Genomic DNA, 18005 nt, shown 5'->3' with positions numbered 1-18005 from the left:
GGGAAGGGGGAGGGACCGGTCCACCGGTCCCTCCCCCTCGTCACGCGGTCAGCCGGCGTCGGCGGGGACGTCCGGGCGCGGGGTGCGGCCCGGGCAGGAGGAACGCGGGGGCGGCAGGACGCCGTCCACCAGGTAGGCGTGGACGATCTCGTCCACGTGCGGGTTTCCGCCGATCACGTAGACCTCGTGCTCCCCGGAGTCCTCGACGGTCAGCAGGTGGTGGCCCAGGAGTTCGGCCATGGCGACGCCGCCGTCGTAGTGGTCCATCGGGTCGCCGTCGGCCTGCACGATCAGCCCGACGGGGTAGCCGTCGCGGGCGATGACGGTCGGCTCCTCGGGGGCCTCGAAGGCGCGGAAGGCGCCCACCCAGGGGGACGCGCGCAGCACGCCGTACCCGTACGGGAAGCGCTTGCGGAACTCCCGCATGTCCTGGAAGTAGACCTCGAGGTCGGACGGCCAGGCGTGCTCGAGGGTGATCGCCTCCAGCACGCCGATGCGCAGGTCGCCCTCGCTGTCGGCGGGCCGCCAGGTGCCCTGCTCGGCGAGGAGTTCGCGGCACGCGCCGACGTCGCCCGCCCCGGCGGCCCGGCGGACCTCGTCGGTCAGCGTGGCGAGGGTGGCCCACTGCCCGCGGTCGGCGGCCCGGTTGCCGACGGCGCCGTCGAAGAGGGTACGCAGCCGCACGCCGTCCTCGGGGAGCCGCTCGAGGGCCGCGACGGCCTCCTCGACGCCGCCGAGGACCCGCTCCGCGCAGTCGCCGAGGCCGAGGGCGCCGTCACGCGCGCCCGCCCAGGCCGCCCACAGGTCGACGTTGCGCTGCACGGCGTCGCCCTGCTGGAGGAACTGCTCGCGCCAGGTCCACTGGGGGCCGACGCAGGAGTCCAGCACCAGCCGGTCGAGCGAGGCGGGGAAGAGGCTTCCGTAGACGGCGCCGACGTAGGCGCCGTACGCGTAGCCGACGAAATTGATCTTCTCCTCGCCGAGCACCGCGCGGATCACGTCCATGTCGCGGGCCGTGTTGCGGGTGCTGATGTGCGGGCGCAGGTCTCCGCCGGCGCGGGCGCAGGCCTCCTCGCGCAGCCGCATGTCCTCGGCGATCGCCTCGAAGGCCTCGTCCGGCGGCCGGGAGTCGAAGGGCACCTTGGGCACGGTGACCTCGGCGTGGAGGTTGGTCGACGCGCCGATGCCGCGCGGGTCGAAGCCGATCAGGTCGTACACCTCGGCGAGGGGGGTGGCGGCGTAGGCGTCGGGCAGCTCCCTGCCGCGTCCCCAGTCACCGCCGGGGCCGCCGTTGACCCCCAGCAGGATGCCGCGTCGCCGGGCCGGGTCGGTGGCCCGGCGGCGGGTGAGCGCGAGGGTGATCCGCTCGCCCTCCGGTGCGGCGTAGTCGCGGGGGACCTCGATCGTCGCGTGCTCGACCTGGTCCGTTCCGGGTGCGGGCGACCAGTCGGGCCGCTGAGTGTGGTACCAGCTCACCACCGCAAACCTCCATCTCGTCAGGCCGCCACCTTCTCGGTGTCGCCTCGAGAGGAGGTGGACTGCTTCCGGACCGGCACCAGCAGGGCGGCCGCCAGACCGGCCAGCGCGAACAGGGCGGCCCCGGTGAGCGCCAGGCCGTAGCCGGAGGCGAGCGCCTCGGGCGCCGGGGCGCCGGCCGCCGCCCGGGTGTCGGTGCGGGAGGCGGCGAGGGCGGCCAGGGTGACCAGTCCGACGGCGCTGCCGAGCTGGCGGGTGGTGTTCAGCAGCCCGGAGGCCAGACCGGTCTGGTGCGGCGCGAGCCCGGCGGTGGCCGCGTTGGTGGTGGCGTTGAGGACGGCGCCCATGCCGAGGCCCAGCAGGGCGCTCGGGCCGAGGATGTCGGTGAGGTAGGCCGAACCGGCATCCACCCGGGAGAGCAGCAGCAGTCCGCCGGCGGCGAGGGCGAGGCCGCCCAGCAGGATCGGCCGCGGGCCGACGCGCGGCACGAGGGGCGCGATGCCCCAGCCGCCCAGGGCCATGCCGAGCGACAGCGGCAGGTAGCTGAGCCCGGTGCTGAGCGGGCTGTGGCCGAGGACCTGCTGGAGGACCAGCGTGAAGAAGTAGAAGGTGCTGAAGAGGGCGGCGATCCCGAAGAAGGCGACCAGGTTGGCCGCCGCCACCGACCGGTTGCGGAAGATCGCCAGCGGCACCAGGGGGTGACGGGCGAACCGGGCCTGGATCAGCAGGAAGGCGGCGAGCAGCAGCACACCCGCCGTGAGCGGGACGAGTACCCGGGCCGAGCCCCAGCCGTACGCGTGCGACTGGGAGACCGCGTACACGGCGGACATCAGGCCGAGAGTGACGGTCACCGCGCCGGGCAGGTCGAGGCGTGCGGAGGAGTCCGCGCGGCGCGGGCGCGTCTCGGGGACGGCCGTCCACACCCCGGCGAGCAGCAGCAGCCCGATCGGCACGTTGACCAGGAAGATCCAGCGCCAGGAGAACCATTCCACGACCACCCCGCCGACCAGCACGCCGATCGCGCCGGCGGCGCCGGAGACGGCGCTCCACCAGCCGAACGCGCGTGCCCGGGCCGCCGGTTCGGTGAAGGTGGTGCCGAGCACGGTCAGGGTGGCGGGTGCCATGACGGCGGCCCCGAGCCCCTGGAAGGCGCGGGCGAGCACCAGGGTGAGCGGCGCGTCGGCCGCTCCCCCGACCAGGCTGGCGAGGGTGAACAGGCCGACCCCGCACAGGAAGACGCGGCGCTGGCCGAACAGGTCCGCCAGCCGCCCGCCCAGCAGCAGGAACCCGCACACCACCACCGTGTAGGCGTTGTTGACGAACTGGAGGTTGTGCCGGGTGAAGCCCAGCTCGTCGGAGATGACGGGCAGCGCCACGTTCACCACCGAGGCGTCCAGCACGTTCATGAACTGCCCCAGGCAGCAGGCAGCGAGCACCAGGCCCAGGCGTGGTCCGCGTGCGCCCCCGCGGGGGCGTGCGGCCGCCCGGTCCGTCGTATCGGTGACAGTCATGCCGGGCACGCTCCGCCGCTCCGATGGACCGGTGGTGGTGGGCGGCTGGAGCGGCCCGGGCGGTCCAGAAGCCCTCCACCGCCGCTGAAGGCGGCGTCGCCACAGTTCGGATCCGTAACCCGCGCACGGATGGCCGATGTTGCACGAACGACAGCCCAGGAGACCCTGCCATGGCCAAGATCACCTATAAGCATCCGAACGGAACGGTCACCGTCGTCGACGTCGAGGCTCCCAACACGGTCATGCGCGGAGCCAAGCTGAACAACGTCGACGGCATCGAGGCGCAGTGCGGCGGGTCCGCCCAGTGCGGCACCTGCCACGTGTACGTCGACAGCGCGAACACCCTGCCGCTGCCGGCGATGGACGAGGTCGAGGACGACGTCCTGTACGGCACGGCCTGCGAGCGCAACGAGTTCAGCCGGCTGAGCTGCCAGCTGCCGGTCACCGAGGAGCTGGACGGCCTGCTGGTCCACCTGCCCGAGGCGCAGAGCTGATGGCGCCCAACGCGGTGGTGGTGGCGGGCGCGGGCCAGGCCGGCCTGGAGACGGCGGCCGCGCTGCGGGCCCGCGGGTACACCGGGCGCGTCACCCTGGTGGGCGACGAGCCGCCCGGCCCCTGCCACCGGCCCCCGCTGTCCAAGGGCTACCTGACCGGCGCGGTGCCGGCCGACGACGTGCCCCTGCGGCCCGCCTCGTTCTACGCCGAGCAGGACATCGAGCTGCTGACCGGCGCGACGGTGGTCTCGGTCGACCGGGAGCGCCGCACGGTCCTGCTGGACTCGGGCCTGCGTCTGCCGTACGGCGCGCTGGTCCTGGCGACCGGCTGCCGCCCGCGTCCGCTGCCGGTTCCCGGCGCCTCGCTGACCGGGGTGCGCACGCTGCGCGGCCTGGCCGACGCGGAGGTGCTGCGCCGCGCGCTGGAGGGTCCGCCGCTGCGGCTGGTCGTGGTCGGCGCCGGGTTCGTCGGCCTGGAGGTGGCGGCCACCGCGCGGGGCCTCGGCCACGAGGTGACCGTGGTGGAGAGCGGGCCCCGGGCGCTGGCCCGTGCGCTGACGCCGGCCGTGTCCGACCGGATCGTCGCCGAGCACCGCGCGCGGGGCGTGCGGGTCCTCACCGGCCGTCAGGTCGCGGTGCTCCACGGCGACGACGAGGAACGGGTCCGCGCGGTGGAGCTGGCGGACGGCGAGCGGCTCGACGCCGACCTCGTGGTGGTCGGCATCGGTGTGCTTCCCCGCACCGGTCCGGCGCTCGCCGCGGGTCTGGCGGTCGAGGACGGCGTCGTGGTCGACGCCGGCCTGCGCACCGCCGACCCGGACATCTGGGCGGTCGGCGACTGCGCCTCCTTCCCCGAGTCGCGCTCCGGCGGCCGGCTGCGGCTGGAGTCCGTGCAGAACGCCACCGACCAGGCCCGCTGCGTGGCCGCCGCGATCTGCGGCGAGCCACACCCGTACACGGCCGTGCCCCGCTTCTGGACCGAGCAGTACGCGCTGCGGGTGCAGATGGTGGGGCTGACGTCGGGTCACGACGAGACGGTCACCCTCGGCGACGTGGAGGGCGGCCGGTTCTCCGTCCTGTGCTTCCGCGAGGGCCGGCTGATCGGCGTCGAGTCCGTCAACCGCCCCGCCGACCAGGGGATCGCGGCGCGGCTGCTGGCCGCGGGCACGGCGTTGTCGCCGGCGGTGTGCCGCGAGCCCGGCTTCGACCTCAAGAAGCTTCCCCGCGCCCCCCACACCCCCAGCTCCCCCACCTCCCCCACAGCGTCACCGCCTGGTCCGAGATCCGGGGAAAGGCTGTCCGTCCACGCCTGAGACCCACTCCGCCGCCGCGTCGACGCGGCGGCCGCGTTCGGGCACGCTGAGGCTGCTCGGCGTGCTGTTCGCGGTGCCGACCGTCCTGACGGGCGTCGGCACCGCGTCGGCCGCGCCGGACCGCGCCCACCACCTGGTCCGCAACAGGCCGCCGGCCGGCGTCCGGGACCTCACGGTGACCGTCCACCTGCCCGATCGGCACCACCTCGGTCACCACGCCGCGCTTCACCTCCACGCCGGACCACAAGCTCTCCGCCGAGAGCCGGTGACCAGTTCGCCCCGCTGAGCCGGTCGCCCTGGTCGCGCGCCGCGATCAGCTCGGACAGCACGTCGTCCGTCGGCCGCGCCCGCTTCTGCCTGGGCGCGGTGAGCCGGGGGTCGGCGGGCAGCCGCCGCCCTGGGGCGCCGTCTCCTGGGTGGTCGTCTCCCGGGTGACAGTCCCGATCGATCCTCCGCCGGGGTGTACCGGTACGGGAAGGGAACGGTGGGCGGCGGCGGGGGCCGAACGGCCGAAGGGGCGCCCTCGGTGGGACGCCCCCTGTGCCCGCCGGGTTCTCACCCCTCGGGGCCGAGCAGGACCGCCGAGTAGTTCTTGCGTGCCGCGGTGTCGTACTGCAGTGCGACGTGGCTGGTCGCGGACGTGATGTCGCGCCAGTGGCGCTGCAACGGGTGCTTCTCGCCGAGCCCGCCGGTGCCGGCCGCGCCGACCAGCAGCGTGACGGCCTCGCGCAGGATCTCGGCGGCGAAGGTGGCGTTGCGCTCGTTGCGGGCCATGTGCTCGGGGGTGAACAGCCGCTCGTCGAGGACCTGGGCGTTCTGCTCCACCAGGTGGCGCGCGGCGTCGACGAGGCCGGAGGCGCGGACCACGGTCAGCTCGGCCGTCTGGGTGCGGCGGCGTCCGGTGACCGAGTCGGCGACGGCGGCCAGCGCGCCGGTCGCGGCGCCGGCCACGGGCGCGATGAAGGTGAGCCCGCCGACGGCCTGGAACGGCACGTTGTGCGAGGGCACCGGGGAGAAGCCGTTGCGGCCGGTGAGCATGTCCGTACGGTCGAACGTCAGGTGCTCCGGCACGAACGCGTTCTCGACGACCACGGTGTGGCTGCCGGTGGCGCGCATCCCGATGCTGTCCCAGGTCTCGAGCACGCTGTACGCCCCGCGCGGCAGGGTGAAGAAGCGCAGCTGCGGCGGTCCCTCACCGCCTGCGCCGGGAACCGCGGCGCAGACCATCACCCAGTCGGCGAAGTCCACGGCGCTGACGTACGCCCAGCGACCGGTGAGGCGCCAGCCGCCGTTCTCCGGGACGGCCCGGCCGGCCGGCATGAGCCCGGTGGCGACGACGGTGTCGGGTCCGGCGCCCCACAGTTCCTGGTGCCCGGCCTCGGGCAGGTGGGCGGCGAAGCGGGCCGAGTAGGCGGCCAGCGAGGCGCACCAGGCCGAGGCGGCGCAGCCCTCGCCGACGGTCATGACGGCCCGGGTGAGCTCGGCGAAGGTGCCCTCGGTGCCGCCGAAGCGGGCGGACACGAAGTGCCGGGCGAACCCGGCCTCGCGGATGCCGTGGGTGACCTCGCGGTACAGGCCGCGCGCGGTGTCGGCGTCCGCCGCGTGGGCGGCCGCCAGGTCCCGCAGCCGGACGGCGGCGTCGGCGAGCCCGGTCGACGGGGCGGCGAGGGATGCGGGAGCCGTGGAGACGGAAGCCGGCGCGGGGGCGGCGACGCCGGTGTCGACGCTCACGCGGCCGGTCCGTTCGCGACGGCCCGCTCGAAGCGCTCCAGCGTCTCGCCCGGGCTGGGTCCGTCGAGGGCCTTGAACACCCGCTCGGCGCCGGGGCCGTGGTTGTCGAGCTTGACGTGGGCGAGCGACACCTTGGTGTGCCCCTCGTCCACGGCCTCGAAGTCCACCTCGATCTCGCTGGCGCCGTCGTCGGTGGGGATGGACTGCCAGTTGGGGTCGATGCGCCAGGTCATGACGAGCCGCCGGCCGGGCTCCCACTCGAGGATGCGGCCCCAGGCGATCTCGGTGCCCTCGACGTCCCACTCGTAGTAGCGCCCGCCCACGCCCGGCTCGAAGGCGAGACCGGCCCGCTCCTTGCGGACCAGGACGTGGCTCGGCGGCCACCAGTCGGCCGGCCGCTCGGTGAAGATCCGGAAGCACTCGTCGGGCGTCGCCGCGACGGTTACCGACTTCCTGACATCAGGCAGCGTCTGCGTCTGCTCGGGCACGGGGCCTCCTCGCTCAGGCCGGGTGTCCGCCCGGCCACGGCATCGATTACGCCCAAACTGACGGCCCCGGCTAGGCCGCGTGTCGAGCCCTGCTCGAACGTCTGTCCTCCAGGGGCGCTCCACCGCGGGCCGAGAACCCCGCAAGGCGGCAGGCCCACCGTCGAGCCGAAGTGGAGCGGACCGACGAGCCGCACGAGCGAGCCACACGAGCGATGGGGAGAACGCGATGACAGACGTGCAACGACGGGTCGCCTTCGTCACCGGCGCGACCAGCGGGATCGGCCTGGCCGTGACCGAGTTGCTGGCCGGGCAGGGGGTCGCGGTGTTCGGCGTGGCCCGCGACGCGGAAAACGTGCGCACCCTGGTCAAGGAGCAGCGCGAGCTGGGCCGCGAGGTGTCGGGGACGGTGTGCGACGTGACGTCCCCGGCGCAGATCCAGGAGGCGGTGCGCGCCGCGGTCGCCGAGTACGGGCGCATCGACATCCTCGTCAACAACGCGGGACGCGGCGGCGGCGGCGTGACGGCCGAGCTGCCCGACGCGCTGTGGGACGACGTCATCGAGACCAACCTCAACGGCACCTTCCGGGTGACCCGCGAGGTGCTCTCCACCGGGCTGATGCGCGAGGGCTCGTGGGGCCGGATCATCAACATCGCCTCCACCGGCGGCAAGCAGGGCGTCGAGCTCGCCGCGCCCTACTCGGCGTCCAAGCACGGTGTCATCGGCTTCACCAAGGCCGTCGGCAAGGAGCTGGCCCCGACCGGCATCACCGTGAACGCCGTCTGCCCCGGCTATGTGGAGACGCCGATGGCCCAGCGGGTCCGGCAGGGCTACGCGGGCCACTACGGGGTGAGCGAGCAGGAGATCCAGGAGCGCTTCAACGCGAAGATCCCGCTGGGCCGTTACTCGACGCCCGAGGAGGTCGCCGGACTCGTCGGCTACCTCGCCTCGGACACGGCCGGCTCCATCACCGCGCAGGCGCTGAACGTGTGCGGCGGGCTCGGCAACTACTGACCGCCGCCTCGGACGGACGACCGGACGAGTGGACGAGCTGAAACGGAGTACCGACATGACCCCCGCTGTGACCGCCGGCGCCACGCTGGCCGAACCGGACGTGGCCTCCTTCCGGGCCGCGATGGGCCGGTTCCCGACCGGCGTCACCCTGCTCACCCAGGGCAGTGGCGACGAGACGATCGTGATGACCCTCAACAGCCTGACCTCCGTCTCCCTCGACCCGATGCTGATCCTGGTGTCGGTCAAGGCGGACGGCCGGATGCGCCCGCGCATCTCGCGCTCGGGCAGCTACGCCGTGAACCTGCTCACCGACGCGCAACGTGACCTGGCGCAGGAGTTCTGCCGGCCCGACCGGCCGGAGGGGCACGCCGCGATGCGCCGGCTGTCCGCCGTGGAGGGGGTCACCGGCAACGCCGTGCTGCCCGCCTCCGAGGCGTACGTCGAGTGCGTGCTGCACGCCGAGCACGAGGCGGGCGACCACACGCTGCTGATCGGCAGGGTGGTGGCGCTGTCCGGCGGCGCGTCCGCGCCGGACCCGCTGCTGTTCCACCTGGGCCGGTTCGGCTCGCTGCCCGCCGCCGAGGCGCCGAGGGCCGCCGCGTGACGGCGCCGGCCCCGGCCGCCCCCGCCGCCCCGGCCTCCCCCGGGGTGGCCAAGGCGGCGCCGGGCAGCCTGACGCGGGTCGCCGACGACGTGTACGCGTATGTCCAGCCGGAGGGCGGCTGGTGCCTGAACAACGCGGGACTCGTCGTCGGCGGCGGGCGCTCGGTCCTCGTCGACACGGCGGCGACCGAGGCACGGGCCCGCCATCTGCGCGCGGAGGTGGAGCGCGTGGTGCCGGCGGGACCGGACTACGTGGTCAACACCCACTTCCACGGCGACCACACCTTCGGCAACGGCCAGTTCGTCCCGCGCGCCGTCGTCGTCGCGCACGAGGGGACCCGGTCCGACATCTGCGAGGCGGGCCTGGGCCTGCGGCACCTGTGGCCCGGCGTGGAGTGGGGCGACACGCCCCTGACCCCTCCGGACCTCACCTTCCGCGACCGCCTCACCCTGCACGGCGACGGCGGCCCGCGCACCGAGCTGTTCGACGTGGGCCCGGCCCACACCCCGAACGACGTCGTCGCCTGGGTCCCCGAGCGCGGGGTGCTCTTCACCGGTGACGTCGTCTGGTCGGGGGTGACCCCCTACCTCCTCATGGGCTCGATCACCGGTTCGCTCCAGGCGCTGGCCCGGATGCGCGTCCTCGCCCCCGAGGTGGTCGTCCCCGGACACGGGCCGGTCGGCGGCCCCGAGCTGCTGGACGAGACGGAGGCGTACGTGCGGTGGCTGGCGGAACTCGCCCGCGACGGGCTGCGCCGCGGAGTGAGCGCGCTGACCGCCGCCCGCGAGGCCGACCTCGGCGCGTTCGCCGGCCTCCTGGACTCCGAGCGCCTGGTGGGCAACCTGCACCGGGCGTACGCGGAGCTGGAGGGGCTGGAGCCGGGCGCCCGGATCGACGTCGCCGCGTCCTTCAAGGAGATGGTCGCCTTCCACGGAGGCCTGCCCTCCTGTCACGCCTGACCGCCTCGAGCGGAGAGAAGACCTGCCCACCGAAAAGGAGTCGTCGATGGAGACGAATCTGCCGGACCGCGAGAAGACCGCCGCCGCGACCCTGCCGCCCCTCGGCGGCCCGTGCGAGGCACCCCGCTGGGTGGCCTGGCTGCTCGCCGGGGACCTCGACGACGACGGCTCGGAGCCGCACATCTGCCGCGGCATCGACTGAGCGCCGCGGCACAGGGATGAGGGGCCCTCCGGCGGAGGGCCCCTCATCCCTGTGCCGCGTGCCGGCACCGGTGTCGGGCGTCAGGCGGCCGCGGCGGCGGCGCGGGCGTCCGGACCGTCCTGGGTGATCACCCGGGAGCGGGTCAGCAGGGCGCCGTCCCGGCGGACGAGCACGTCGTCCACGGTGAAGGTGGGCTGGAAGGAGACCTTGCCCTCGCGGTCGGTCTGCGTGACCAGCGTGTAGTAGGAGACGCGGACGGTGTCCTCGTCGGCGGGGTCGGCCTCGATCAGGAGGTGGCCGAACCAGTGCCGGGTGGCGATGTCCTTGTACCGGGGCAGGGCCGCCCGCATCCCGGCGAGCATCTCCGCCCGGCCGCTCTGCCGCCGTCCGCCCGCGTGCACGATCTCGCCGTCCTCGGTGAAGGTCGCGGCGAAGCCCTCGATGTCCAGGCTGTCGACCCGCCGCATCTGCGTGGCGTAGAAGGTCTGCACCTCGGCGTACAGGTCACCGGTGACCTGTGGGCGGATCCCGACCGACTGAGACATGGTGAACTCCCCTCACTGCGGCGCCCCTTGCGGCTGCCGGCCATCACCGCCCACCGTGCCGCACCCGGCTTCAGCCGCACTGGAGCACCGGTCGCGGTCCGGGGCTCAGGGCCGGCCGGTGGAGCGCAGCGCCCCCAGCACCTCGGGCAGGTCCTCGGCCCGCGCCACGATCAGCACCTCGCGGTCCGCGTCCCGGCACTCCACGACCTGGGTGGGCGCCCTCCCCCGGCCCTGCGGCAGGGCCTCGTCGGGCCAGCTCTCCCGGACCCGCACGACCTCCAGCGCGGGCACCCGGACCCGCGCCACCCGGCCCGCGGGGTCGGGGGTGGCGGCGAGCAGCCCGGGGCCCACCACCAGACGGTCGAAGCCCTCCTTGCTGTACGGCACGTCACCCCGTACGAAGCCGTGCACGACCCGCTCCTCCGCCGGGGTGCGAGGGCCGACCGCCACGTCCCGGCGCTCCCTCGGCGGCCGCGCCGACGTCCACAGCACGAAGGGCGCGGCCGCCACCGCCGCGCCCGCCAGGAGCCATGCCCCGGCGCGCAGCGCGGCCTCGGGACCGCTCGCCGAGAGCCCGATCGGCAGGCCTCCCACGGCGGCCACCACCGCCGCCACGAGGACGACGCCGACCGGCACCGCCTCCCGCCCCGTCACCCGCCGCCCCAGCCTCCGCCGTCGCCGCCGCAGCCATCCCGCCGTCCACAGCGCGGCGGCCGTGGCCGGCGTGAGCAGCAGCAGGAACACCAGGGGCGGCCGCCAGGCGAGCAGACGCGAACCGGTCACCGTGTCCCGGTCCGCCCCCTGGACCACCTCGACCGCCGAGCCGCGCCAGACGACGATCCCGGCCCGCTCGCCGACGGAGGCGCCGAGACCGCCGCGCAGCCCGGCCATGGTCACCGCACGCACGGACCCGTCGGCGAGGCGGAGCGTGAGCCGGTACGCGCCTCTGCTGCCGCGGCGCAGGCGCTCCACCTCGGCGACCTCGGCCGGCGTCACCGTCCGGCAGTCCTCCGCGGAACGCCCGGCACGGCACACGGGCGCCGCCTCGTACGCCCGCAGGTCACCCCACGGCCGGGGCAGCCAGACCAGCGCGGTCACCAGCACGGCCAGGACGCCCACGACGCCGGCCCGGGCCCATGCCCTGGGCGCCATCTCCTGCGGTCGGTACGCCGGCATCCCGCCCTCGCCCCCTCACCTCTCGGGACCGAGGACGCACCGCCGATCTTCCCCGGTTCCGCGGACCCCGAGGAGGGGGCCGGACCGCCCGCCCCACGGTGGCGAACCACCGGTCCCGGCCGACGGCGAAAAACTGCCGCCCCCGCCGTGTGCACGGCGGGGGCGGCAGCCCGACGGAGGTTGCGGGTCAGTGCATCGGCACGGCCGCGGTCTTCGTCTCGCCCGCCGTCGCGGCGGGCTTGTTGCGCGGCAGGAAGAGGGCGGGGACCAGGCAGGCCGCGATCAGCACCAGGGCGATCAGGAAGGTGCTGCCGAACGCCTCGGCCAGGTCCGTCCTGCCCTGGAGGAGCAGCTCCGGCGGAACCTGGTCGACGGGCACCTTGCCCTGCATGACGGCGCTGTACGCACCGGCCGCCTGGCTGTCGAGCACGTGGTTGGTGAAGATCACCGACATGACGGCGGTACCGATCGAGCCCGCGGTCTGCTGGACGATGTTCATCATCGTCGAGCCCCGCGCGATCTGGTGGTCGGTCAGCGTGCTCAGGGCCGCGGACATGATCGGCATCATCGTGACGCCCATGCCCATGCCCATCACGAACAGCGAGCCCAGCAGCACGCCGTACGAGGTCTCCGCGCCGACCTGGGTGAAGACGGCCATGGCCGCGCCGATCACCACGATGCCGCCCAGGACCAGCTTGCCCGGGCCCATCTTGTCGGTCAGGCGACCGCCGATGGGCATGGTCAGCATCGCGCCCAGGCCCTGCGGCGCCAGCAGCAGACCCGTCTTGAGGGTGCCCTCGGCGCGGACCTGGAGGAAGTAGCTGGGGAACAGCAGCATCGCGCCCATGAACGCGACCGAGAACAGCGTCATGGTGACCACGGCGATGGTCACGTTGCGGTTCTTGAAGAGGCTGAGGTCGATCAGCGCGTCCGCCTTGCGCAGCGCGTGCGCCACGAAGGCCACCACGAGCACCAGACCGATCAGGCCCGGCACCAGGACCTTCGTCGCGGTGACCGTGCCCTCCTCCGGGATGGAGGAGACGCCGTACAGGAACAGGGCGAGACCCGGCGAGAGCAGCAGCATGCCGACGAAGTCGAAGGACGCGGAGGGCTGCGGGTCGTCCTTGGGCAGCACGATCCACGCGCTGACCAGGGCGACCGCGCCGATCGGAACGTTGATCAGGAAGATCCACTGCCAGCTGGCCGCCTCGATCAGCCAGCCGCCGAGGATCGGGCCGCCGATCGGGCCGAGCAGCATGGGCACGCCCAGCACGGCCATGACGCGGCCGACGCGCTCCGGGCCGGCGGCCCGGGTCATGATCGTCATGCCCAGCGGCATCAGCATGCCGCCGCCGAGACCCTGCAGCGCACGGAAGGCGATCAGCGGGCCGATGTCCCAGGCGAGGGTGCACAGCGCCGAACCGCCGACGAAGAGCACGATCGAGGCCAGGTACAGACGCCGGGTGCCGAACCGGTCCGCCGCCCACCCGGTGATCGGGATGACCGCGGCGAGGGCCAGGGTGTAGGCCGTCATCGTCCAGGCGACGGTGGCGTACGTCGCGTCGAACTCCTTCATCAGGGTGGGCAGCGCGACGCTGACCACGGTGACGTCGAGGATCGACATGATGGCGCCCAGGACGACCACGCCGGCGATCTTGAGAACGCCGCTGTCCAGCTTGTCCGCCGCCTGCGGACCGCCTTCGGACCCGGGAGGTGAGCCCGTGTCAGTGCTCATGGAAAGGGTTCCTTCTCTCAGTAGTCACGCGCCGGGGCCCACATCGGCCCGACGGTGTGCACCAGGGCCGCGCGCGTCGGTGAGCGTGCCTGGGGCGGCCGGCGAGGAGCCGGCCCGGCGGTGCGGCGTCCCTCATGACAACCGCCGCCCTGCGACGACCTCCGGCAGGTCCGCGACCTCTGGGTCGTCCGGCTTCGCCACCGGGGGATGATATCGAAATCGGACTTATGCCGGGCACGAATTATGCCCCGGTGCACCGACAGTCCCCACCCGGGGTCACCCGGCCCCCACGAAGCCGCACCGGCCCCACGCGCAGGGGTGCGCGGCCCCGCCCAGGGGGCGGCCTGACCTACCGGCACCCGGGCCTCCCGCCCCGGTCCGCAGCGTCACCCGCACCGTTCTCCCGCGCCGCGCTGACAGAGGGCGCGCCCTGCGTCCACGGGCGTCCCGCACCGCACGCAGCGACAGTTCCGCACCGTCCGCGCCGGAGGCAATCGCCGTATGCCCGGGACCCGCCCCGTCCCAGCCGCCGCGCCTCCTCGCCGCCTTCGCCGCCTCGGGTGACCGGGCAGCCGGGGCAGCCGGGGCAGCCGGGGCAGCCGGGGCAGGGAAGGCCCCCTGGGCGGAAGGTGCGCGCACGTCCCCGCCGGTCCGGGTCCGCGAAGAAAGTGACGGGACGGGGCGCGCCGGCCCACGGGCGGACGCCCACGTCACCTTCCCCTCCCCTCCGCGGCGGCGGACACATCGCGGGCCTCCCTCAGCGCCTCCCCCGCCGACGCGTTCGCCCCGACGGCCAGGCACCCGAGCGCGTGGTCGGTGAGCGAGCGAACCAGGCGCCCGGGACCGGCGTCCGGCCGGACGGCGACCAGGCGGCGCTCCACGGCGACCGCCTCCCCCAGCCCCGCGACCACCACCTCGGCGAACTCCCGCCACCCGCCCGAGGGGTGGACCGACCGGCGGATGCCGCGGCGGCGCAGGAGCGTGCCGAGTCCGGCCAGTTCCGCCGGCCCGAGGGCGGACACGTCTCCCGCCTCCTCGACCGCCCCCGCGATCGCCCGCTCGACGGTCTCGTGCTCCGTCAGGTAGGCCTCCCGGACGCTGAACGCCCACCGACTGAAGTCCGCACCCAGCACCGGCCGAAGGACCATGGGCTCCCGTTCGTCCCCGGCCGGCGCCACCCGGCCCGCGGCCATTCGCTCCTCATCGGCTCCGGACCTGGCGAACATCGCGGCCTGCAGCGCTTGGTGGAACCCGTAGTCATGGACGGAACCCTCAGGCGGAAGCCGGTCGCAGACACCCACCGCCTCGTCCAGTAGCCGCACCGCCTCCGGTGCACGCCCCGCACCGGCGAAGCGGAGCGCGGCTCCCGCCAGCCGGATCGCCAGCGCGGGCAGGCGTCGCGGAGCCCCCTCCGCCGGACGGCGCCCGAGCGCGAGAGCCTCGCGATCCGCCTCCAGACTCTCCTCGGTCCGCCCGGCCAGGCCGAGGTGGAGGGCCAGGTCGTGGAGCGCCCACATGAGGATGCCGGGCCGCGCCCCGTCCTCAGGGCCCTCCGCCGCGCGACACAGGTCGACGACCTCACGCTGCACCGCCACGGCCTCCCCGTACCGCCCCGCCTCGGCCAGCGCATGCGCGCACGCGCCGAGGACGCGGGTGTCCTTCTCGCCGGCCGCCCGGGTGCGGTTGAGCCGCCGCATCAGCCCGGCCGCCTCCGTCCGCGCGGCCAGCGAGCGGTCGTCGGCGTGAGCGGCCGAGTACTGCGACGCGAGCGAGGAGATCAGGTACGTCGCCGCCGCGAGATGCTCCTCCGCTCCTCCCGCGAGGAGATCGCGCCAGATGCCCGCGGCCTCCTCGAAGTACGGGAGCCGCGCGGTGGGCCGCCCGCGGTCGACGTACCACCCGTGGGCCGCCAGACGCCGCGCCAGCAGCGGCAGGCCGGCCCCCGGATCCTCCCGCGCAAGTCGTCGCGCCTCCGCGAGCGACTCCGCGGTGACCGGCTCACTCCTCATCCCGCTCCTCCCCCGCCGCGTGGCGTGATGTCACGGAGATCGACAGCTCCGCGGACCGCGCCCTTGCCCTTGCCCCTGCCCCTGCCCGGCAGGATCCGCCCAGGTGAACACGTCGCCATGCCGGGTGGGCCGGTGCCATACTGGCGCACCTTGGCGTCGGCGGAGCGGACGGGGGCGCGATGGGCCAGGCGGTGACCACAGCCATGCTGCGGGTGACGGACGTGCACAAGTCGTACGGGCGGGGCGTCGGCGCCGTGCACGCGCTGCGGGGTGTCTCCTTCGAGGTCCCGCGGGGTGAACTCGTGGCCCTCAAGGGGCGTTCCGGCTCGGGCAAGACCACGCTGCTCAACATCGTCGGCGGCCTCGACGAGCCGGACGGCGGCAGCGTCGTCGTCGACGGACTGGACCTGCGGGAACAGGGCGAGGACGCGCTGCTCGCCCTGCGCCGGGAACGCATCGGGTTCGTGTTCCAGTCCTTCGGGCTCATCCCCGTGCTCACCGCCGCCGAGAACGTCGGCGTGCCGCTGCGGCTGCGCGGCGCCGACCCGCGGGAGCGGGAGGAGCGCGTCGACCTGCTGCTGTCCCTGGTGGGCCTGACGGACCACGCGGCGCAGCGGCCGGGCGAGTTGTCGGGCGGGCAGCGCCAACGCGTGGCCATCGCCCGCGCTCTGGCGAACAGCCCGTCGATCCTCATCGCCGACGAGCCGACCGGCCAGCTGGACGCGGAAACCGGCCACTCGGTGATGGAACTGCTGCGCGCGGTGGTCCGCAGCGAGGAGATCACCGCGCTCGTGGCCACCCACGACACCACCCTGCTCGACCTCGCCGACCGCGTGCTGGAGCTGCGGGACGGCGAGATCACCGAGCTCGACGCGACCGAAGAGGCGTAGGCCGCTTCACCGGCCCGGTGGCCCGGCCCGGTGGCAGGTGCCCGGACGGAAGGGCCCGGCACACCGCTGAGGCCGTGCCGGGGTGCCCAATTCGGTTGCCCTCCGCACTGCGCGCGGTGTCACCTGTCCGCATGAGCAGAATGGCGCAGGTCATCGTGTTGGCGCGGTACGAGGACGAGGTGATGGAGCCTCTGACGCGGCCGGACGAGTCCCGCACCTGGGGCGGCTGCTTCCAGCAGATCCCCTGGTTCGTCGGGGGCTGGTACATCGAGTTCGAGCGGTGGTTCCGACGCCGCGGCGTGCTCGCGGACCTGGAGTCCCTGCCGTGGAACGAGCCCGCCTGCGTGCAGGTCCTGCTGCACGACGAGGACGACGACCTGTTCGGTCTGTGGATGTTCCGCGACGGCGTCCTCGTCGAGGTGGAGGTCCCCGGGACCCGGCGGGTGCACGTCGCCGCCCCGGTGTCCGACCCGCACCCCGGCTTCCTGGTCCGCACCGGCCTGGGGCGGGGAGAGGACCGGCACTCGCCGGAACACGCGCAGGACCCGCGGTCGTTCTGGTGACCGGACGCGCTCAGACGTCGTCGTCGAGGGCGAGGTCGTCCCAGGCGATGTCACGGAGCCCGGCGTCGGCGTCCTCGCCCGACGGCACGGCCGGGCCGTGCCGGAACCGCGCCACGGTGAGGAAGGAACGCCGCAGGGCGGGGTCGTCGCCGGGAGCGATCACCGGCTGATGTGCCGTCGGCCGGCGTGGGACGATCACCCTCGCCGTTCGTGAGTACCCCACCGGCCTCGACGGTCCCTCCCGCCCGTTCTGCCCTGTCGAGACGCTGCCGTCCGTGGCGTTTTCACCCCGTGGAACCGGCCCCAGGAGGCCGCCCGGGCTAGGCGGGACCGTCCCCGTGGGCGTCGTCGGGGCGGACGGCGATGTGGTCGGGTTCCAGTTCCAGGGCGACGCGGTCGCGCATACCCAGGGCGCGCGTGTACTCGGCGGGCAGCTGGAGGCGGCCGGCCCGGTCGAGCATCGCGTACTCGCGGGCGACCAGGCTCTCCTGCCCGGTGGCGGAGTCGACCTCGCTGCGGCGCAGCACCTCCGTCGAGGTGCGTCCGTCCCGGATGGCCACTGTGCGGCGGACCTCGGAGGCGACGGAGCGGTCGTGCGTGACGATGACGATGGTGGTGCCCAGCGCCTCGTTGGCGGTGCGGAACGCGGCGAACACCTGCTCCGCGGTGTGCGAGTCGAGTTCGCCGGTGGGCTCGTCGGCGAGCAGGATCGCCGGGTCGTTGGCGAGGGCCACCGCGAGGGCGACGCGCTGCTGCTGCCCGCCCGACATCTGCTGCGGCCGGCGGTCGCGGCAGTCGGCGACCTCCAGCAGGTCGAGCAGCTCCATGGCGCGCTCGGCCCGGCGGCGGCGCCGGCCCCCGGCGCCGGCCAGCTGAAGGGGCAGCGCGACGTTCTGCGCGGCGGTGAGGTAGGGCAGGAGGTTGCGTGAGGTCTGCTGCCACACGAAACCGACGGTGTCGCGGCGGTAGGCGAGGCGCTCCTTGGCGCCCATCGTGAGCAGGTCGTGCCCGGCGACGCGGGCGGCGCCGGCGGTGGGCCGGTCCAGGCCGGCGAGGATGTTCATCAGGGTGGACTTGCCGCTGCCGGAGGCGCCCACCAGCGCCATCAACTCCCCCTTGCGCACCAGGAGATCGAGGCCCTGAAGCGCCTGGACCTCCACCCCGTCGGCGGAGAAGATCCGCACCAGCCGGTCGCAGGTGATCAGGGCGTCGTGACCGTAGGCGGCGGCGTCGCGCGCGGCCAGGGCGCGGTCGGCGAGCTCGTGGAAGGTCGGGCTGTCGGTCATCGGCTGCTCCT

The 18005-nt window shown here is 74.4% G+C and carries 18 protein-coding genes; 8 read left to right on the top strand and 10 right to left on the bottom strand.

Translation table 11 applies throughout. The annotated features are described in order from the left end of the window. Positions 1-48: 48 nt before the first annotated feature. Both ABT026_RS07735 and ABT026_RS07730 read right to left on the bottom strand, forming a co-directional pair. Entirely contained in the window at positions 49-1476 is a 1428-nt protein-coding gene (locus tag ABT026_RS07735; protein ID WP_351113188.1) for an alpha/beta fold hydrolase, read from the bottom strand. Between the two features lie 20 nt (positions 1477-1496). Next, positions 1497-2987 (bottom strand): DHA2 family efflux MFS transporter permease subunit, encoded by a 1491-nt coding sequence (locus ABT026_RS07730; RefSeq protein ID WP_351113187.1) that lies wholly within the window; start codon positions 2985-2987, stop codon positions 1497-1499. Between the two features lie 170 nt (positions 2988-3157). Here ABT026_RS07730 and ABT026_RS07725 point away from each other — a divergent pair, with 170 nt between their 5' ends. Then, positions 3158-3481 carry a 2Fe-2S iron-sulfur cluster-binding protein gene (locus tag ABT026_RS07725; protein ID WP_351113186.1) on the top strand — a complete coding sequence of 108 codons (324 nt, stop codon included), beginning with the start codon at positions 3158-3160 and terminating at the stop codon, positions 3479-3481. Beyond that, on the top strand, positions 3481-4794 hold the full coding sequence (locus tag ABT026_RS07720; protein ID WP_351113185.1) for an NAD(P)/FAD-dependent oxidoreductase: 1314 nt from the start codon (positions 3481-3483) through the stop codon (positions 4792-4794). The genes ABT026_RS07725 and ABT026_RS07720 overlap by 1 nt, the downstream gene beginning before the upstream one ends. Before the next feature lie 555 nt (positions 4795-5349). Here ABT026_RS07720 and ABT026_RS07715 read toward each other — a convergent pair. Together ABT026_RS07715 and ABT026_RS07710 are read right to left on the bottom strand one after the other, a co-directional pair. Beyond that, a complete protein-coding gene (locus tag ABT026_RS07715; RefSeq protein WP_351113184.1) occupies positions 5350-6525 on the bottom strand; it encodes an acyl-CoA dehydrogenase family protein in 1176 nt (391 codons plus the stop codon). After that, positions 6522-7013 carry an SRPBCC family protein gene (locus ABT026_RS07710; RefSeq protein WP_351113183.1) on the bottom strand — a complete coding sequence of 164 codons (492 nt, stop codon included), beginning with the start codon at positions 7011-7013 and terminating at the stop codon, positions 6522-6524. Before ABT026_RS07710 ends, ABT026_RS07715 begins: the two co-directional genes overlap by 4 nt. 226 nt (positions 7014-7239) lie before the next feature. Between ABT026_RS07710 and ABT026_RS07705 the strand changes: the two genes are divergently transcribed. The 4 genes from ABT026_RS07705 to ABT026_RS07690 are packed head-to-tail and all read left to right on the top strand — an operon-like array spanning position 7240 to position 9790. Next, positions 7240-8025 carry an SDR family NAD(P)-dependent oxidoreductase gene (locus tag ABT026_RS07705; RefSeq protein WP_351113182.1) on the top strand — a complete coding sequence of 262 codons (786 nt, stop codon included), beginning with the start codon at positions 7240-7242 and terminating at the stop codon, positions 8023-8025. Positions 8026-8080: 55 nt separating this feature from the next. Continuing rightward, positions 8081-8629, top strand: coding sequence for a flavin reductase family protein (locus ABT026_RS07700; RefSeq protein ID WP_351113181.1), 549 nt, complete (start codon positions 8081-8083; stop codon positions 8627-8629). Continuing rightward, positions 8626-9588 (top strand): MBL fold metallo-hydrolase, encoded by a 963-nt coding sequence (locus ABT026_RS07695; RefSeq protein ID WP_351113180.1) that lies wholly within the window; start codon positions 8626-8628, stop codon positions 9586-9588. Before ABT026_RS07700 ends, ABT026_RS07695 begins: the two co-directional genes overlap by 4 nt. Before the next feature lie 46 nt (positions 9589-9634). Then, the gene (locus tag ABT026_RS07690; RefSeq protein WP_351113179.1) at positions 9635-9790 is read left to right on the top strand and encodes a hypothetical protein; all 156 of its coding nucleotides are present in this window, start codon (positions 9635-9637) and stop codon (positions 9788-9790) included. Positions 9791-9870: 80 nt separating this feature from the next. Here the strand turns inward: ABT026_RS07690 and ABT026_RS07685 are convergent, their stop codons facing one another. The 4 genes from ABT026_RS07685 to ABT026_RS07670 all read right to left on the bottom strand — a co-directional run bounded on the left by ABT026_RS07685 (position 9871) and on the right by ABT026_RS07670 (position 15255). Continuing rightward, the gene (locus ABT026_RS07685; protein ID WP_351113178.1) at positions 9871-10335 is read right to left on the bottom strand and encodes a nuclear transport factor 2 family protein; all 465 of its coding nucleotides are present in this window, start codon (positions 10333-10335) and stop codon (positions 9871-9873) included. Positions 10336-10440: 105 nt separating this feature from the next. Next, the gene (locus ABT026_RS07680; RefSeq protein WP_351113177.1) at positions 10441-11511 is read right to left on the bottom strand and encodes a hypothetical protein; all 1071 of its coding nucleotides are present in this window, start codon (positions 11509-11511) and stop codon (positions 10441-10443) included. Positions 11512-11698: 187 nt separating this feature from the next. After that, positions 11699-13246, bottom strand: a complete 1548-nt coding sequence (locus ABT026_RS07675) for a DHA2 family efflux MFS transporter permease subunit (RefSeq protein WP_351113176.1) — start codon at positions 13244-13246, stop codon at positions 11699-11701. A gap of 710 nt (positions 13247-13956) precedes the next feature. Continuing rightward, the gene (locus ABT026_RS07670; RefSeq protein ID WP_351113175.1) at positions 13957-15255 is read right to left on the bottom strand and encodes a tetratricopeptide repeat protein; all 1299 of its coding nucleotides are present in this window, start codon (positions 15253-15255) and stop codon (positions 13957-13959) included. Between the two features lie 179 nt (positions 15256-15434). Between ABT026_RS07670 and ABT026_RS07665 the strand changes: the two genes are divergently transcribed. After that, positions 15435-16145 (top strand): ABC transporter ATP-binding protein, encoded by a 711-nt coding sequence (locus ABT026_RS07665; protein WP_351113174.1) that lies wholly within the window; start codon positions 15435-15437, stop codon positions 16143-16145. A gap of 131 nt (positions 16146-16276) precedes the next feature. After that, on the top strand, positions 16277-16708 hold the full coding sequence (locus ABT026_RS07660) for a hypothetical protein (RefSeq protein ID WP_351113173.1): 432 nt from the start codon (positions 16277-16279) through the stop codon (positions 16706-16708). 10 nt (positions 16709-16718) lie between these two features. Here the strand turns inward: ABT026_RS07660 and ABT026_RS07655 are convergent, their stop codons facing one another. Together ABT026_RS07655 and ABT026_RS07650 are read right to left on the bottom strand one after the other, a co-directional pair. Further along, on the bottom strand, positions 16719-16871 hold the full coding sequence (locus tag ABT026_RS07655) for a hypothetical protein (RefSeq protein ID WP_351113172.1): 153 nt from the start codon (positions 16869-16871) through the stop codon (positions 16719-16721). 157 nt (positions 16872-17028) lie between these two features. After that, a complete protein-coding gene (locus tag ABT026_RS07650; RefSeq protein ID WP_351113171.1) occupies positions 17029-17994 on the bottom strand; it encodes an ABC transporter ATP-binding protein in 966 nt (321 codons plus the stop codon). Positions 17995-18005: the final 11 nt, after the last annotated feature.

This window comes from Streptomyces sp. NPDC002734, assembly GCF_040295685.1.
GTDB lineage: Bacteria > Actinomycetota > Actinomycetes > Streptomycetales > Streptomycetaceae > Streptomyces.
The sequence above is the reverse complement of the archived record's forward strand: the minus strand, read 5'-3'. Positions and strand labels throughout refer to the sequence as shown.

What these genes read in the sequence shown, in the direction of transcription:
- ABT026_RS07730 (WP_351113187.1), bottom strand. Translation starts at nt 2,987, where the DNA reads ATGACTGTCACCGATACGACGGACCGGGCGGCCGCACGCCCCCGCGGG.
- ABT026_RS07725 (WP_351113186.1), top strand. Translation starts at nt 3,158, where the DNA reads ATGGCCAAGATCACCTATAAGCATCCGAACGGAACGGTCACCGTCGTC.
- ABT026_RS07720 (WP_351113185.1), top strand. Translation starts at nt 3,481, where the DNA reads ATGGCGCCCAACGCGGTGGTGGTGGCGGGCGCGGGCCAGGCCGGCCTG.
- ABT026_RS07705 (WP_351113182.1), top strand. Translation starts at nt 7,240, where the DNA reads ATGACAGACGTGCAACGACGGGTCGCCTTCGTCACCGGCGCGACCAGC.
- ABT026_RS07700 (WP_351113181.1), top strand. Translation starts at nt 8,081, where the DNA reads ATGACCCCCGCTGTGACCGCCGGCGCCACGCTGGCCGAACCGGACGTG.
- ABT026_RS07690 (WP_351113179.1), top strand. Translation starts at nt 9,635, where the DNA reads ATGGAGACGAATCTGCCGGACCGCGAGAAGACCGCCGCCGCGACCCTG.
- ABT026_RS07685 (WP_351113178.1), bottom strand. Translation starts at nt 10,335, where the DNA reads ATGTCTCAGTCGGTCGGGATCCGCCCACAGGTCACCGGTGACCTGTAC.
- ABT026_RS07680 (WP_351113177.1), bottom strand. Translation starts at nt 11,511, where the DNA reads ATGCCGGCGTACCGACCGCAGGAGATGGCGCCCAGGGCATGGGCCCGG.
- ABT026_RS07675 (WP_351113176.1), bottom strand. Translation starts at nt 13,246, where the DNA reads ATGAGCACTGACACGGGCTCACCTCCCGGGTCCGAAGGCGGTCCGCAG.
- ABT026_RS07670 (WP_351113175.1), bottom strand. Translation starts at nt 15,255, where the DNA reads ATGAGGAGTGAGCCGGTCACCGCGGAGTCGCTCGCGGAGGCGCGACGA.
- ABT026_RS07665 (WP_351113174.1), top strand. Translation starts at nt 15,435, where the DNA reads ATGGGCCAGGCGGTGACCACAGCCATGCTGCGGGTGACGGACGTGCAC.
- ABT026_RS07660 (WP_351113173.1), top strand. Translation starts at nt 16,277, where the DNA reads ATGAGCAGAATGGCGCAGGTCATCGTGTTGGCGCGGTACGAGGACGAG.
- ABT026_RS07650 (WP_351113171.1), bottom strand. Translation starts at nt 17,994, where the DNA reads ATGACCGACAGCCCGACCTTCCACGAGCTCGCCGACCGCGCCCTGGCC.